Source organism: Microbacterium sp. SORGH_AS_0862, from assembly GCF_030818795.1.
Lineage (GTDB): Bacteria > Actinomycetota > Actinomycetes > Actinomycetales > Microbacteriaceae > Microbacterium.
The window spans coordinates 782,272-797,420 of sequence record NZ_JAUTAY010000001.1 but is presented as its reverse complement, the minus strand read 5'-3'; the positions used below and the strand labels follow the sequence as shown (position 1 = coordinate 797,420).

Below are 15,149 nucleotides of genomic sequence, written 5' to 3'. Positions count from 1 at the left end.
CCGTCGCCGACCGTGCCCTCTGGCGCCATCTGCTCTCGATGACCTGGGGTGACCCGCACCCTGCCCCAGGAGAGCCATGTCCCGCCTGTCCCCACTCCTCGCTGCGGCCGCGGCCGGCGCGCTCGCCGCGACCGTCCTGATCGCCGCGCCGTCCGCCGCCGTCGCCGCCGAAGCAAGCATCCGTATCAATGAGGTCGAGTCCGACGGCGGAACGCCGGGCGACTGGATCGAGTTCTTCAACGCCGGTTCGACGGCCGTCGAGCTCGACGGCTGGAGCGTCAAGGACAACAAGGACGAGAACGTCTGGGTGATCCCGACGGGAACGAGCCTGGCGCCCGGAGCATTCCTCGTCATCGACGAGCTCAAGGGCGGCGCCGGCCAGTTCGACTTCGGACTCGGGAAGGACGACGCGGTGCGTCTGTTCGACGCGACGGGAGCCCTCGTCGACGAACGGGCGTGGAGCAGCCATGCCCCCACGACATACGGGGTCCTCTCGTCGGGGTGGGGCGTCACGGCGCAGCCGACCAGGGGTGCCGCCAACGACGTCGTGGTACCGGCGATCCCCGGCTCGGTTCGGCTGAGCGAGGTGGACTCGTCTCCGGCCGACTGGGTGGAACTCACCAACGCGGGCGAGAGAGACCTCGACATCTCGGGCTATGAGTTGCGCGACAACTCCGACGATCACAGCTGGCGTTTCACGCCCGGAACCGTGATCGCGGCCGGACAGTTCGCCGTGGTGGACGCGGGCACCGTCGGTGTGGTCGGCGGGGCCGCCGCGGCCTTCGGCACAGCGATCGGGATCGGCAGCACCGACGAGATCCGTCTGTTCGACCCCGCCGGGTCACTCGTCGATCGCACCGGGGCATGGCAGGGCCACGCAGCGCTGAACGGCTCGGAGGCGGATGCGACCCTGGCCCGCTGCGCCGGTGGCGATGCAGATTTCGTGCTCGCACACCCGACTCCGGGCGCGACCAATTCCTGCGTCATGCCGGATGTGGCGATCAACGAGATCGAGTCGAACGGCGATGCGACCGACTGGGTCGAGATCATCAACCATGCGGCGTCGCCGGTCGACATCTCGGGCTGGAGTGTCATGGACAACGACCCGGTCGGCCACGCCGGCGAGGCGACGCCGCTGCCGGTGGGCACGGTGCTGGCGGCAGGCGCACGGTTCGTCTTCGACGGTGGCCGCGACTTCGTCTTCGGGCTCGGCAACGGCGACACGGTCACGCTGCGGGATGCCTCCGGGCTCACGGTCGACGAGCACGTGTACGCCGCGCACGCCGACGGTGTGCTCGCTCGCTGCCCCGAGGGCACAGGGGACTTGGTCGACGTCTCCACTTCGACCAAGGGGTCGCCCAACGCATGCGGCAACCCGGTGCGCATCAACGAGGTGGAGTCGGACGGCGGCGCCCCGGATGACTGGATCGAGCTCGTCAACCCGACCGATGCACCGCTCGACGTGAGCGGGATCGTCGTGAAGGATGACGACGATGCCCACGCTTATGCGCTGCCTGCAGGACGCTCGATCGCCGCGGGGGGCTATCTCGTGATCGACCGCGAGCAGCTCGGCTTCGGTCTGGGCGGCGGCGACCGGGTGCGCCTGTTCGACGGCGCCGCACTCATCGACGAGACGAGCTGGGGAGCTGGGCACGCGGCGACCACCTGGGGACGCTGCCCCGATGCGACGGGCGCCTTCGCCACCACATCCGAGCCCACGAAGGGGGCGTCGAACCTGTGCCCCGGTGCGCTTCCTGTCGGAGCGTGGCCCGGCTCCGCGGAGGTCCGCGTGCTGGATCCTGCCCCGACCTTCCTCGAGGACAGCTCTGGCCTCGACGTCCAGGACACTGCCGACGGGGCCTTCCTCTGGGCCGTCGACAACGGCACCGGCACGTTCTGGAAGCTCGCGATCGCGGCCGACGGCACCACGTCGTTCGCGCCCGGCTGGGATCAGGGCAAGCGGGCGCGATTCATCGCGGATGCCGGCTCGCCCGAGAAGGCGGGCCCCGATGCCGAGGGCATCACGGTCGACGGATCGGGACGGGTCTTCCTCGCTTCCGAGCGCGACAACGCGGCCAAGGGCGTCAACCGAAACACGATCCTGCAGGTCGATCCCGCAGCACCCGGGCCGGATGTGGTCGCGAGCGCGCAGTGGGAGCTCAACGACGTGGTCCCGGGCCTGGGCGCCGTGGCCGCGAACGTCGGGCTCGAGGCCGTGGAGTGGGTGTCGGACGATGACCTCGCGGGCGCCCTCGTCAGCACGACAGGTGTCGCCTACGATCCCGCGCTGTACCCCGGGCACGGCGACGGGTTGTTCTTCGTCGCCGTCGAGGACACCGGGCTCGTGCACGCCCTCGCGCTGCTGCCCGGAGGTGAGGCCCACCTCGTGGCGACGCTCGACCCGGGCCTGCCGGGCGTCATGGCGCTCGACTACGACACCGTGCTCGGCGTGCTGTGGGCCGTCTGCGACAACGGCTGCGGCGGCACCGCGGCGCAGATCACGCTCAACGGGACGGCTTCGCCGTCGGTGGCGCACGTGGCCCGCCCGGCGGGCATGCCCGACCTGAACAACGAGGGTTTCGCGACCGCCCCGGCATCCCTCTCCCTCGGCGGCATGCGGCCGGCGTACTGGTTCGCCGACGGGTTCGCCGTCGAGGCGTTGTGTATGGGCTCGCTCCCGGGCGGTCCGGAACCGACCGAGCCGGGCAATCCCGGGACCGAGCCAGGTGGCCCGGGCGCGCAGCCGGGTCTTCCGGGAACGGGTGGCGGCTCGCCGGGTGTCGGCGTCACGCCTCTCCCCGGTGACGCGCTTTCGCCCGAAAACCGTGGCGGCGTGAGCGCCCCGGAGCGCGTCGAGCGCGGCGCGATGGTGACGGTGTCGGTGGGCGTCCGGCATGCGGGCGCCGCCGTCGAGGTGTGGCTGTACTCCACGCCGCAGCGGATCGCCGCGGGCACGGTGGATGCGGCGGGCGCCGTCCGCGCGCGCATCCCCGCCGACGCGCCACTCGGCGAGCACCGCCTTGTCGTCTACGCGGCGGACGGCACTCTGATCGGCTGGGCTCCGGTGCGCATCGTGGCAGCGGGCACGCTCGCGGCGACCGGAACCGAAGCGCCGTACGGCGGCCTCGGTGCCGCCGTCGCGCTCACGCTGCTGGGGGCGGCTGCGCTCGTCTTGCGCTCGCGCCGGCGCGCAAGCTGAGCCTCGCGGCGGCCGGCCGCTCGGTCGCTGATCGAGGGCGTTCGTCCGCGCGGATGCGGCAGGCTGGTCTCGTGCGCGGATGGGGTGAGTGGGCGGAGCGCCATCAGGTCGTCCTCTATCTGGCCGCCATCGCGCTCGGCGTCGTCGTCGGTCTGACCGCGCCCGCGAGCGCGCCGGCACTCGAAGCGACCATCACACCCACCCTGGGCGCGCTGCTGTACGCCACGTTCCTCGCGGTGCCCTTCGCTCGCATCGGGCAGGCGCTGCGCGACGGGCGCTTCCTGGCGGCGGTGCTCGTCCTGAACTTCGTGCTCGTGCCGATCGTCGTCTTCGCCCTGTCGCGCGTCGTGGCCCACGATGCGGCTCTGCTCGCGGGCGTGCTGCTCGTGCTGCTGACGCCCTGCGTGGACTACGTGATCGTGTTCGCCCACCTGGCCGGCGGTGCGCGGGAGCGCCTGCTCGCGGCGACACCGTTGCTCATGCTCGCCCAACTCGTGCTCCTGCCCGGTTATCTCTGGATCATGGCGGGTCCCGAGCTGGTCGGCGGGATCGAGCCGGGTCCGTTCGTCGAGGCGTTCGGGCTGCTCATCGTCCTGCCGCTCGCGCTCGCCGCCGTCACCCAGCTGCTCGCGCGCCGTCTGCGCGCCGTCCGCGCCCTCGAGGCCGGGGTGCTCCGCGCGATGGTGCCGCTGATGATGCTCGTGCTCGCGGTCGTCGTGGGCTCGCAGGTGCATGCGGTGGGGGAGCGCCTCGCCGATCTCGCCGCCGTCGTCCCCCTGTTCACCGCGTTCGCCGTCATCGCGGCCGTTCTGGGCGTGCTCGTGGCGAAGGTCGTCCGGATGCGGCGCCCCGAACGGATCGCGACGGTGTTCAGCGGGGTGACCCGCAACTCGCTCGTGGTCCTCCCGCTCGCCTTGGCGCTGCCCGCGTTCCTGTCGCTCGCGCCGCTCGTCGTCGTGACGCAGACGCTCGTCGAGCTCGTCGCGATGGTCGTCCTCGTGGCGATGTTCCGGCCGCGTGCGGTCCGCGCGCACTGACCGCGACGGATTTCGCACGGTCGTCGTGCTGGTGCGGATGGGGGTCGGCATGCTCGGATGAGAGCAGCGGCACGCCGCGCCCCCACCGCCCCGCCCCGCACGAGGAGTCGCTCCATGACCCGCATCGGCATCGTCTCGGAGGGTGACGGTGAGAACCGCGTCGCCGCCACGCCGCAGACCGTCGGCAAGCTGATCGCCCTCGGCTACGAGGTCGTCGTCGAAGCGGATGCCGGCGCGCGGGCGGCGTTCCCCGACACGTCCTACCTCGACGCAGGGGCGGCGATCGGAGACGCGCCCGACGCCTGGGGTGCGGACATCGTGCTCGGCGTCGACGCGCCGCGCGAGGACGAGATCGCCCGACTGCGTGCGGGTGCGGTACTCATCACCCAGCTCGCCCCCGCGCTGAATCCCGACCTCGTCGACCGGCTGGCGGCGCGGGGCGTGACGGCGCTCGCGATGGACGCGATCCCGCGGATCTCGCGGGCCCAGTCGATGGACGTGCTCAGCTCCATGGCCAACATCGCCGGCTACCGGGCGGTGGTCGAGGCGGCGAACGAGTTCGGTCGCTTCTTCACCGGTCAGGTGACCGCCGCGGGCAAGGTGCCGCCGGCCAAAGTCCTCGTCGCCGGCGCGGGTGTCGCCGGCCTCGCGGCGATCGGAACCGCATCCAGCCTCGGCGCCATCGTGCGCGCGACCGACCCGCGCCCCGAGGTCGCCGATCAGGTGCGCTCCATCGGCGGCGAGTACCTTCCCGTGACGGTGGTCGCCCAGACCGTCTCGAGTGACGGCTATGCGCGCGCGACGAGCGAAGAGTACGACCGCGCCGCAGCCCAGCTCTACAGCGCGCAGACGGCCGAAGTCGACATCGTCATCACCACCGCGCTCATCCCGGGGCGCGCCGCGCCGCGGCTGATCACGGCGGAGGATGTCGCACGGATGCGGCCCGGCAGCGTGATCGTCGACATGGCGGCAGGGCACGGCGGGAACGTCGAGGGATCGGTCGCCGACCGACGGGTCGTGACCGAGAACGGCGTCGTGATCCTCGGTTACACCGACCTCGCGGGACGTCTGCCCGCGCAGTCGTCCCAGTTGTACGGGACGAACGTGCTCAACCTGCTGCGCCTGCTCACGCCCGGCAAGGACGGCGTTCTCGTGCTGGACCTCGACGACGTCGTGCAGCGTTCCGTGACGGTCGCGACGGGAGGCGAGGTGCTCTGGCCGCCGCCTCCCGTCGCCGTGTCCGCGGCGCCCGTCGCGGCGCCGACGCCGGCCGCATCCGTCGCCGAGCCGCCGCCGCCGAGACGTGGGCGGAAGCTCCTGCTGCTCGTGCTGGCCGCCCTCGCGCTGTTCGCGGTCGTGACCTTCGCGCCGGCGCCGCTGCCGCAACACATGACCGTGCTCGCGCTGTCGATCGTCGTGGGCTACTACGTGATCGGCAAGGTGCACCACGCCCTGCACACCCCGCTCATGAGCGTGACCAACGCCATCTCCGGGATCATCGTGGTCGGTGCCCTCACACAGCTCACGGTCCCCGAGCCGGTCGTGCAGATCCTCGCCGCTGCCGCCGTGCTGCTGGCCAGCATCAACGTCTTCGGAGGCTTCGCTGTCACCCGTCGCATGCTCGCGATGTTCTCGAAGGGGACGAACCGATGACCGTTGCCGCCGTCGCGAACGCCGCCTATCTGGTCGCGGCGATCCTCTTCATCCTGAGCCTGGCGGGCCTCAGCCGCCACGAGACCGCACGTGCCGGCGCCGTGTCGGGCATCGCCGGCATGGCCATCGCCCTGGCGGCGACGGTCGTCGCCACCGTCACGGGCGCGTTCGCGTCCGGCGCCGCGGCCCTCGGGTTGCCACTGCTGGTCGCCGCGGTCGCGGTAGGAGCCGCAATCGGACTCTGGCGCGCCCGCTCGGTCGAGATGACCGGGATGCCCGAGCTCATCGCACTGCTGCACAGCTTCGTCGGCCTCGCCGCCGTGCTCGTGGGCTGGAACGGGCACCTGCACGACGGCGGACTCACGGGCGCGCTCCGCGACATCCACCACGGCGAGGTCTTCGTCGGGGTGTTCATCGGCGGGGTGACCTTCACCGGGTCGCTGGTCGCGTACCTCAAGCTCTCGGGCCGGATGCCGTCGAGGCCGCTCATGCTGCCGGGGCGCAACGTGCTCAACCTCGGCGCGCTGCTCGTCTTCGCCGCGCTCACGGTCTGGTACATCGTCACCCCGACGCTGGCGCTGCTGATCGCGGTGACAGCGCTCGCCCTGGCGCTCGGCTGGCACCTCGTCGCCTCGATCGGCGGCGGCGACATGCCCGTCGTCGTCTCTATGCTCAACAGCTACTCCGGTTGGGCGGCGGCCGCCGCGGGATTCCTCCTCGACAACGACCTGCTGATCATCACCGGTGCTCTCGTGGGATCCTCCGGCGCGTACCTCTCGTTTCTCATGTGCAAGGCGATGAACCGCTCGCTGCTGGCCGTCATCGCGGGCGGCTTCGGTGCGCCGGCCGCATCCGGAGCGTCGGTCGCGGCCGGCGAGCATCGCGAGACGGATGCGGAGGCGGTGGCGGAGATGCTCGCCGACGCCGACAGCGTCGTGATCGTGCCGGGTTACGGAATGGCCGTCGCGCAGGCACAGTACCCGGTCGCCGAGCTCGTCGAGCGGCTGCGGGCGAGAGAGGTCGAGGTGCGATTCGGCATCCACCCCGTCGCCGGCCGTCTGCCCGGGCACATGAACGTCCTCCTCGCGGAGGCGAAGGTGCCGTACGACATCGTGCTGGAGATGGACGAGATCAACGACGACATGGCGCACACCTCGGTCGTGCTCGTGATCGGCGCCAACGACACCGTGAACCCCTCGGCGGCCGAAGACCCCTCGAGCCCCATCGCGGGGATGCCGGTGATCCGGGCCTGGGAGGCACGCCAGGTCGTCGTCTTCAAGCGGTCGATGGCGTCCGGTTACGCGGGCGTCGAGAACCCGCTGTTCATCCGAGAGAACACGCAGATGCTGTTCGGCGACGCGAAGCAGCGCGTGGAGGACATCCTGCGCGCGCTCTGATCAGGCTTCGACGGGCCAGGCCGGCAGCGGGTCGGTGAACCGCTCCCAAGCCTCGGGGCCGGCATCCATCTCCGCATCCGTCAGGGCGGCGTCATCGAGGGCCCGAGCCACCGCGCCGGCGTTCAAGTCGAGTCCGGTGACGGCGATCTCCTGCCCGATGCAGCTGTAGGCATCGCGGGCGTGGAGGGGGTCGAGCCACATGGCGGATCCGACCTGCTCCCAGCGCGCGAGCATGCCCTGGCGGGTCGCCAGGCGGCAGAAGCCGACCGAGCGCAGCACGAGTCCCCAGCGCCGCGCGTCGATCTCGTCGTCGAGCGCGCGCACGAGGCGCTCCGGGTGGAAGGGGCGCAGCTGCTCGTACCGGAAGGTCGTCACGCGGCGATCCGTCATGTGCGGGTCGTGCTCGTCGTTCAGCATCCGCACCCATCCGGCGCGCTCGCCGACGGGGGTCGACGTGTCCGTGGCGAGTGCTGCGCGCACGTCCTCGTGAGGATTACGCGTGAGACGGATGCGGGCCAGGGGATTCAGATGCGAGGCGAGCGCCATGAGCATCGCGAGCCTCGCCGTCTCGACGCCCTCCCAGTTGACGAACGCGATGACGTGCGCGCTCTCGATGAACGCCGCCGCCTGCCGTGCGCGGGCACCGTGATCGCCGCGGTCGTCGCCGGGAGGAGCGTCCGCGCGCAGTGCAGAGCCGTCGCGCAGGTCCTGGACCATGTGCGGAGCGTCGATGACGCACACCAGCGCGGGCGGGGTGTCGAAGGCGCCGCTGAAGTGCAGCGGATCGAGGTCGGTCGCGCAGTCGAAGAGGGCGAGCTGATCGCTCCCGCCGGCCCAGAATCCCTGCGGGCGGTGCGATGTCGTGTGTCGCGGGCCGCCGTAGGCCCAGACCAGACGGCGGCCGAGAGCCGCGGCGGCGCGCTCGGCGAAAAGATGGCGTTCGGGGGCGCACACCCCGGTGATGGCGACAGGGATCGATTCCATGCCGGTCCTCTCCAGTTGCTCGGGCGGAGCACTCAGCATAACCTGTTGTTGAGAACCGTTATCAATAAGGAGTCGCTGTGAAAGTTCGTGCCTCGCTCAAGTCCCTGAAGAACCAGCCCGGCGCCCAGGTCGTGCGTCGGCGTGGCAAGGTCTTCGTCATCAACAAGCTCAACCCCCGCTTCAAGGGCAGGCAGGGCTGAGGCGGGAGCGTCAGTATCCAACGGCCGCTAGGCCGGCGTTTGCCTGCTCTGGCGTGAACCCCTCGCCATACTCGCTCGTGAGCTGGTCGTAGAGGCCATCTCTGCTGAAGGCCATCATGTCCAGATAGGACTGCGCTGCCTCAGCGGCCTCGGCGTTCCAGTCGACCTTGCCGGCCTGCTCGAGGGCCGCGATCGCGAACTCCGCATCCTCCGCGGGGTAGCCCTCGCCGTACTCGCTCGTCAACTGCTCCAGAAGGCCCGCACGGCTGAAGTGCATGAATCCGAGGTATTGCGTCGCCGAGCGCAGCGCATTCTGTTGTCCGAGCGAGAGCGCGGGTTTCTCCTCAAGCGTGAGCCGGACGGTCGCACCTGCCGCCGCTTGGCTGCCGCCCGCAATGTCCTGCGTGACGACCGGCATCGTGGGGTCTCCGCCGCCGAGATCGACGGTGAAGCCGGCGGCTGACAGTGCCGAGGTCGCTTCGGCGCCGGATATCCCGACCACGTTGGGAACGGTGACAAGCGGCTCGGGTGTCTCGGTGAGCTTCTCCGCACCGGCCTCGGAGGCGAGGGGTTGTGACGCGACCGGCGTGATGTCCGATCGGCGTGAAGAGCCCAAGGCGACCGACAGTGATGAGATGACCACCACGCTGGCGGCGACCGCCACAGGAATGATGATCGCCTTTCGCGCGTACCAGCGGCGCGGAGCCGCTGCCGGTTCACCGGCCGCTCTGGGGGTGTCGGCGGTCTCATCGACGTGCGTGGGAGCTGCTCCGCCGGCCTCTGTTGGCCTTGTGTGTTGCGTCCACGCGGCGCCGTCGAACCACCTTTCGAAGCCCGGCGCCGTGGTATCCGGATACCACCCGGGTGCATAAACGGGTCGTGCGTCGTCCATCTTTCCCCCAGTCGCCGGAAGCTCGGGCGGCCTCCGTGCTCCACGCGCCCGTTCCCCAACTGATAGCGCGTGTGCTCACGCTAGCGATCGGAGGTGGCCTGCGCTAGTGCCGGATGGGGGAGGGGTCAGGCCAGCGGTGCTAACCGAGCGGGCTCAAGGGTGAAGCTTTCGAGCGCTTGTGCCGCCGACCTCAACGTTGGTGGCGGCCCTGGCCCACGACGTACTTGGAGCTTCGATACGCCTGCGCGTTGCTGTCGCCGCGGGAGGCGACAAAAGCGGACCCACTTGAGGTCAGCGCGCTCAAGCGAGCACCGCCAAATCCCTGTGACGATGCGCTTGAGTTGCGGCTACCACTTGACTCAGTCATGCTGCCCTGCCCCGTTGTTCTCTCGTTGCACCCATCGCGTGACGAATCCGATCATACTCTGGACCTTCGACATGAGGCGTGGCAGAAGTAGGAAGCCGGCCGCCGCCGCGTTCAGTAACAGTAGGGCTGCCCATAGCCAGTCGAGATACGGCTGATGCAACTGACCGACGATGCTCGTCGCAACTAGCAGCAACGACAGCATCGAAAGCAACAGCAATGAGCGAAGAAAGTTGAGCGCGCTCAGAACCAGAGAGTGCTCTCTTCCCGCAGCCAGGTAACCCACCAGTAGCGCCGCGGCGGCGATCAAGAGCGCTGACGCCGAGTCAGGCGAGTTGACCCAGGTCTCCTTCGCGTAGGGAAGAAACCGCATCAACCCAACCAACACCGCGGTCAATCCGGTGATGAGAAGGGCGGTTAGCCACATGCCGCGCGCGGGGACCGACAGATGAACCTCCGCCGGGCCCGCCGGGGCGGATGTGTACGACAGGAATGCATGGGCGACAGGTTGCGCGGCCGTATCAACGTATCCGTGGACGTCTGGCGCGGACTCTGGCGGCGGCAGAAGAACCTTCGTGCACCGTAGTTCTCTCGGGACTACAAGTTCCAAATGGTACGACGCTGCGGCATCGGCCATATGGGGAACGACCTCGAGGATTCGCGGCCCCCAACCGGCGGCAACAAGCGGGGCTGTCAGACGACTCTTCCAAGAATTCTCGACATACCAAGCGTGCGAGTACTTAATGAGTTGCCGAGTACCTACATAGCGAGCGTCGATGAGCGCAATGAGTAGGAACCTCTGGGCCGTGGTCTGGATCGCGGCCGAAGTCAACTGGCTGGGTGGTCTCGAGCCCGCCCAGGCGACAGTTCCCCGCCAGCGGCCGGTGGCGAGGAACTGAAGCACCTCGGTCCGGTCTGCAGAAGAGGTCGCTGGGCCGGCGATCTCGCGAAGCGCAGGCAGCGTGTGACTCGTGAAAGTGACTCCGTCGACGCGCAGCATTCTTTCCATCATCGCCACAACGATTGGGATTGACTCCGACATCCCCAGGACGGGCAACGAGCCACCCTCGCCTGTGCGCGCGTCGAATCGACGCAACGGGCCTTTTTCGATGTACGCGAGAGGTAGCATCACGCGGCCGTTGACCTTCGTGATCTTCTTATGGCGACGTTCCCCTGGCTCGTATGCGAGCCGAGGGTCTGGGGGAGGTGTGCAATCGACCGAGTACCTGCGGTGACCGCGCTCGTCATCCAATGGTTCGATGCTGTCAACTCGACGGAAGCACCACGCATCCCAGTTCAACGTGGCGTCCAACATGGCCTCGGCCGCGGCTGCAACGTGCTTCGGTGTATGTGAACTCACAGTTCCCCCCCCCCCGTTCTCCCCACCTCATCGTGCGCGATATCGGGTGCGCGTTGCTAATGATGCCGGGAAGCTGGCTATGCATGCGAGGTCGGAGGCTGGGTGTGCATCCCCCTGAATCGCGCCCCGGGATCCGGCTGGCCGGGCTCCGCTGAGCCGGCGGGCCGCATCCGTGATCGGAGCGAGGTAGACGCGACGGCGGGAGTCGAACCCGCAACGCTTCCGGGTATGAACCGGAGCCCGGGACCACCCGGATCGCCGCGATGCCTCGACGCTAACCCGGGGTTCCGACTCGCGCCAGTGCATGTCGCAAGATGACTCTGTGCGTCACCGCGTCACGAGATGGCGGGCTGCCGCACGGCCCGTGCGCCGCAGCATCCGCTGCGACATCTGCACGATCGGTGGGGCTGGTGTGGTCGCATGGGGCGGATGTGGCGACCCGCCCGCGATCGGCCGTGCAGATGTCGCGGTTCCGACGCGAGTGACGAATGCCGAAAGGGCAGGCGCGACCGCTGACCCGGGCGGGTGTCGGCGGTCGCGCCTAGACTTGAGGGGACATGACCGACGCCTCCACGCCCCTCATCATCGGCGGTGACGGCGCTCGCCCCGCCGGCGATTCCGCACGTCCCGACGCCGACCTCCTCGCCGGCCTCAACGGTCCGCAGCGGGAGGCCGTCATCTACCGCGGGCCGGCGCTGCTCATCGTCGCCGGCGCCGGCTCCGGCAAGACCCGGGTGCTCACCCACCGCATCGCCTCGCTGCTGCGCTCGCGCGAGGCGTGGCCGAGCCAGATCCTCGCCATCACGTTCACGAACAAGGCGGCGGGGGAGATGCGCGAGCGCGTCGAGCAGCTCGTGGGCGACAGCGCGCGCGGCATGTGGATCTCGACCTTCCACTCCGCCTGCGTCCGCATCCTCCGCCGTGAGGCGCAGCAGTTCGGGTTCACCAGCTCCTTCACGATCTACGACTCCGGTGACTCGCGGGCGCTCATCAAGCGGCTCGTCAAGGAGCACGAGGCCGACGCGTTCGGTCTCACCCCCGCCGCCGTCCAGAGCCGTATCTCCAAGCTCAAGAACGAGCTGCAGGATGCGGAGGGCTACGCGCGTCAGGCGAACATGAGCGACCCCGCCGAACGGGTGTTCGTGGAGGTCTTCGGCGACTACCAGCGCGCGCTCCGCCGGGCCAACGCGTTCGACTTCGACGATCTCATCGCGCAGACCGTCTTCCTCTTCCGCGCATTCCCGCAGGTGGCCGACACGTACCGTCGCCGGTTCCGCCACATCCTCGTCGACGAGTACCAGGACACGAACCACGCTCAGTATTCGCTCATCCGCGAGCTGACCCGCCCGGTCTCGGGCGAGGGGGAGTCGTATTCCGCGGGCGGCATGATGATCTTCGAGCCCGACAAGGCGCCCGAGGTGGAGGCCGCATCCCTCACCGTGGTGGGCGACTCCGACCAGTCGATCTACGCCTTCCGCGGCGCCGACATCCGCAACATCAGCGAGTTCGAGCGCGACTTCCCCGGCGCGAAGGTCGTCCTGCTCGAGCAGAACTACCGCTCGACCCAGAACATCCTGTCGGCGGCCAACGCGGTCATCCGCAACAACTTCGACCGGCAGGACAAGAAGCTCTGGACCGATGTCGGCGCGGGCGAGCTCATCGTCGGCTTCACCGGCTACTCGCAGCACGACGAGGCCCAGTTCGTCGCCGACGAGATCGAGAAGATCCACCGGGCCGGCACCGCGTACTCCGACATCGCCGTCTTCTACCGCACCAACTCGCAGTCCCGTGCGCTGGAAGAGATCTTCATCCGCTCCGCTCTGCCGTACAAGATCATGGGCGGCACGAAGTTCTACGAGCGCGCGGAGATCAAGGACGCACTGGCCTACCTGATCGCCGTCGCCAATCCCGCCGACGAGATGGCGGTGCGCCGCATCCTGAACAAGCCGCGTCGCGGCATCGGCGATGTGACGGAGACGGCCATCGCGCGCTTCGCGGAGGACAACCAGATCACGTTCCGCGAGGCGCTCGCCTCGCCGGAGGCGCTGGGCGTCGGGCCCAAGATCCAGGCGGCGATCGCGCAGCTCGACCGTGTGCTCACGGAGGCGACGGCGCTGCTGCTGCCCGAGGGGCAGGATGCGCCGCCCACCGCGGTCGCCGAGGCGCTGTCGCTGCTGCTGAGCAAGAGCGGCTACTCCGATGCGCTGCGTGCCAGCCGCGACCCGCAGGACGAGGCCCGCCTCGAGAACCTCGACGAGTTCGTCGCCGTAGCGCGCGAGTTCGCCCGCAACAACCCGCAGGGCACGATCAGCGACTTCCTCACCGAGGTCGCGCTGGTCGCCGACGCGGACGACCTCGACGACGCGTCCGGTTCCGTCTCCCTCATGACGTTGCACACCGCGAAGGGCCTCGAGTTCGACGCCGTCTTCCTCACGGGAGTCGAAGAAGACCTCATTCCGCACCGCATATCGGCGAACGAGCCCGGCGGCCCCGCCGAGGAGCGTCGCCTGTTCTACGTGGGCGTCACCCGGGCGCGCAAGCTCCTGCACCTGACGCTCGCGATGACCCGCGCACAGTTCGGCGAGGTGACGGTCGCGATGCCGAGCCGGTTCCTGCAGGAGATCCCGACCGAGCTCATCGACTGGCGCCAGTCTCCCGGCGACGTCAACTCGCGCGGCGGCTCGCAGTCGCGCGCCCTCAACGCCCGCCGTCCCGGCGGGTGGGGCTCGCGCCGCGACGACAACCCGCCGCTGCTGCCCAAGTCGACCTCGCTCGAGCGCTTCGCGAACAAGATCCCCGCGAAGGTGCGTGACAACAGCGAGCTCGAGCTGGCAGCGGGGGACCGCATCCGGCACGAGGACTTCGGCGAGGGACGCATCGACGCGGTGACGGGCGAGGGGGCCAAGCGCATCGCGCACGTGCGCTTCGACAGCGCCGGCGCCAAGAAGCTGCTGATCAAGATCGCACCGATCGAGAAGATCTGAGTCACACCCCGGCGCGCGCGGCGCCGCGCGATTAGGCTGGCCCGATGGCACTCTTCTCGCGCCGACCCAAGCCCTCCGAAGAACCCGAACGGGATGCGGACGCGTCCGCTGTGCCCGAGGCGACCCCGGAGGCGCCGGCCGAGAACGTGCCGCACGTGCCGATCTCGGTCAGCACCTTCGGTGAGAACCGCACACCGGATGCCGCGCCGGCGATGCCCGACGGTGTCTCGGCCATGGCAGCCGCCAGACCGCCGCACCTCGCCTCGCCCGCCGCCGAGGCGTCGAAAGACCTCGAGGCCGTGCCGGGCCTGCGCGACAACGTCCTGCTGCGCGATGCCCTCGCGGCCCTCCCCGAGAAGGCGCAGCCGGTCGAGCTCATGAACGTCGCGCGCCAGCTGCTGCAGGGCCACGTCTACATCCGCGTGCAGGGCGATGCCCGCGAACTCCTCGCCAAGGGCGACAACCTGCCGACCTCGGTTATCACGTACCAGGAGCAGAAGTACATGCTGGTGTACTCCAGCGGCCGCGCGCTGCAGGATGCGGTGCGTGCCGACGGCGACGCGTCCACCTCTGCGCTGGCCCAGCCCGTCATCAGCCTGCTGCGTCAGATCGTCGCGGGCGAGTTCGGTGGCATCGCCGTCGACCACGCGTCGCGCCCCGGCTCCGCCATCCTGCCGAAGCCGCTGATCGAGAAGGCCCTCGCCGACCTCGACCCGCACCTGGCAGTGAAGACCTTGCTTGCCGCCGACCGTACCGACGAGACGGCCGGCGATATCGCCGACGCGCTGACCTACGCGCCCGTGTGGGTTGCCGCCCGCCGCGGCGAGGGCGACCGCATCGGCATCGCCGAACTCCGCACGACCGAGGGCGAGCGCATCCTCGAGCTCTTCTCCCACCCGCTGGAGCTCGTCGCTCTCGGCCGCGGAGACCAGCCGGCGAAGGTCACACCCGAACAGCTCGCCCGCGCGCTGCGCTCCGACGACGGGATCTCGGGCGTCATCGTGAACCCCGCCGGACCCTGGATCCGTCTCAGCCGGGCGCAGCTCGCGCCGGTGCTGGCCCTCGGCGCCTGACGCCCG

At 69.7% G+C, this 15,149-nt stretch carries 10 protein-coding genes and 1 tRNA gene; 7 read left to right on the top strand and 4 right to left on the bottom strand.

Annotated features, from left to right (window positions below; translation table 11 throughout):
- Window positions 1–76 precede the first annotated feature (76 nt).
- The 4 genes from QE377_RS03725 to pntB all read left to right on the top strand — a co-directional run bounded on the left by QE377_RS03725 (window position 77) and on the right by pntB (window position 7,286).
- Window positions 77–3,199 carry a lamin tail domain-containing protein gene (locus QE377_RS03725; RefSeq protein WP_307319775.1) on the top strand — a complete coding sequence of 1,041 codons (3,123 nt, stop codon included), beginning with the start codon at window positions 77–79 and terminating at the stop codon, window positions 3,197–3,199.
- A 53-nt stretch (window positions 3,200–3,252) separates the two neighbouring features.
- Window positions 3,253–4,236, top strand: a complete 984-nt coding sequence (locus QE377_RS03720; RefSeq protein WP_307319774.1) for an arsenic resistance protein — start codon at window positions 3,253–3,255, stop codon at window positions 4,234–4,236.
- Window positions 4,237–4,350: 114 nt separating this feature from the next.
- Window positions 4,351–5,889 carry a Re/Si-specific NAD(P)(+) transhydrogenase subunit alpha gene (locus tag QE377_RS03715; protein WP_307319772.1) on the top strand — a complete coding sequence of 513 codons (1,539 nt, stop codon included), beginning with the start codon at window positions 4,351–4,353 and terminating at the stop codon, window positions 5,887–5,889.
- Complete coding sequence (gene pntB, locus QE377_RS03710) at window positions 5,886–7,286, top strand: Re/Si-specific NAD(P)(+) transhydrogenase subunit beta (RefSeq protein WP_307319770.1); 1,401 nt, start codon at window positions 5,886–5,888, stop codon at window positions 7,284–7,286. Before QE377_RS03715 ends, pntB begins: the two co-directional genes overlap by 4 nt.
- Here the strand turns inward: pntB and QE377_RS03705 are convergent, their stop codons facing one another.
- A complete protein-coding gene (locus QE377_RS03705) occupies window positions 7,287–8,270 on the bottom strand; it encodes a GTP-binding protein (protein ID WP_307319769.1) in 984 nt (327 codons plus the stop codon). It abuts the gene before it with no gap.
- A 77-nt stretch (window positions 8,271–8,347) separates the two neighbouring features.
- On the opposite strand from QE377_RS03705, the gene ykgO reads away from it, so the two are divergent.
- Window positions 8,348–8,470: a type B 50S ribosomal protein L36 gene (ykgO, locus tag QE377_RS03700; protein WP_137416250.1), complete on the top strand. Its 123-nt coding sequence runs from the start codon at window positions 8,348–8,350 to the stop codon at window positions 8,468–8,470.
- Window positions 8,471–8,480: 10 nt separating this feature from the next.
- On the opposite strand, the gene QE377_RS03695 is transcribed toward ykgO, so the two are convergent.
- The 3 genes from QE377_RS03695 to QE377_RS03685 all read right to left on the bottom strand — a co-directional run bounded on the left by QE377_RS03695 (window position 8,481) and on the right by QE377_RS03685 (window position 11,349).
- Entirely contained in the window at window positions 8,481–9,362 is an 882-nt protein-coding gene (locus QE377_RS03695) for an Ltp family lipoprotein (RefSeq protein WP_307319768.1), read from the bottom strand.
- 359 nt (window positions 9,363–9,721) lie between these two features.
- Complete coding sequence (locus QE377_RS03690; RefSeq protein WP_307319766.1) at window positions 9,722–11,086, bottom strand: hypothetical protein; 1,365 nt, start codon at window positions 11,084–11,086, stop codon at window positions 9,722–9,724.
- Between the two features lie 190 nt (window positions 11,087–11,276).
- Window positions 11,277–11,349, bottom strand: a tRNA-Met gene (locus QE377_RS03685).
- Between the two features lie 294 nt (window positions 11,350–11,643).
- On the opposite strand from QE377_RS03685, the gene QE377_RS03680 reads away from it, so the two are divergent.
- Together QE377_RS03680 and QE377_RS03675 are read left to right on the top strand one after the other, a co-directional pair.
- A complete protein-coding gene (locus QE377_RS03680) occupies window positions 11,644–14,070 on the top strand; it encodes an ATP-dependent helicase (RefSeq protein ID WP_307319765.1) in 2,427 nt (808 codons plus the stop codon).
- Between the two features lie 44 nt (window positions 14,071–14,114).
- Window positions 14,115–15,143 (top strand): SseB family protein, encoded by a 1,029-nt coding sequence (locus tag QE377_RS03675; RefSeq protein ID WP_307319763.1) that lies wholly within the window; start codon window positions 14,115–14,117, stop codon window positions 15,141–15,143.
- The last annotated feature ends 6 nt before the right edge of the window (window positions 15,144–15,149 follow it).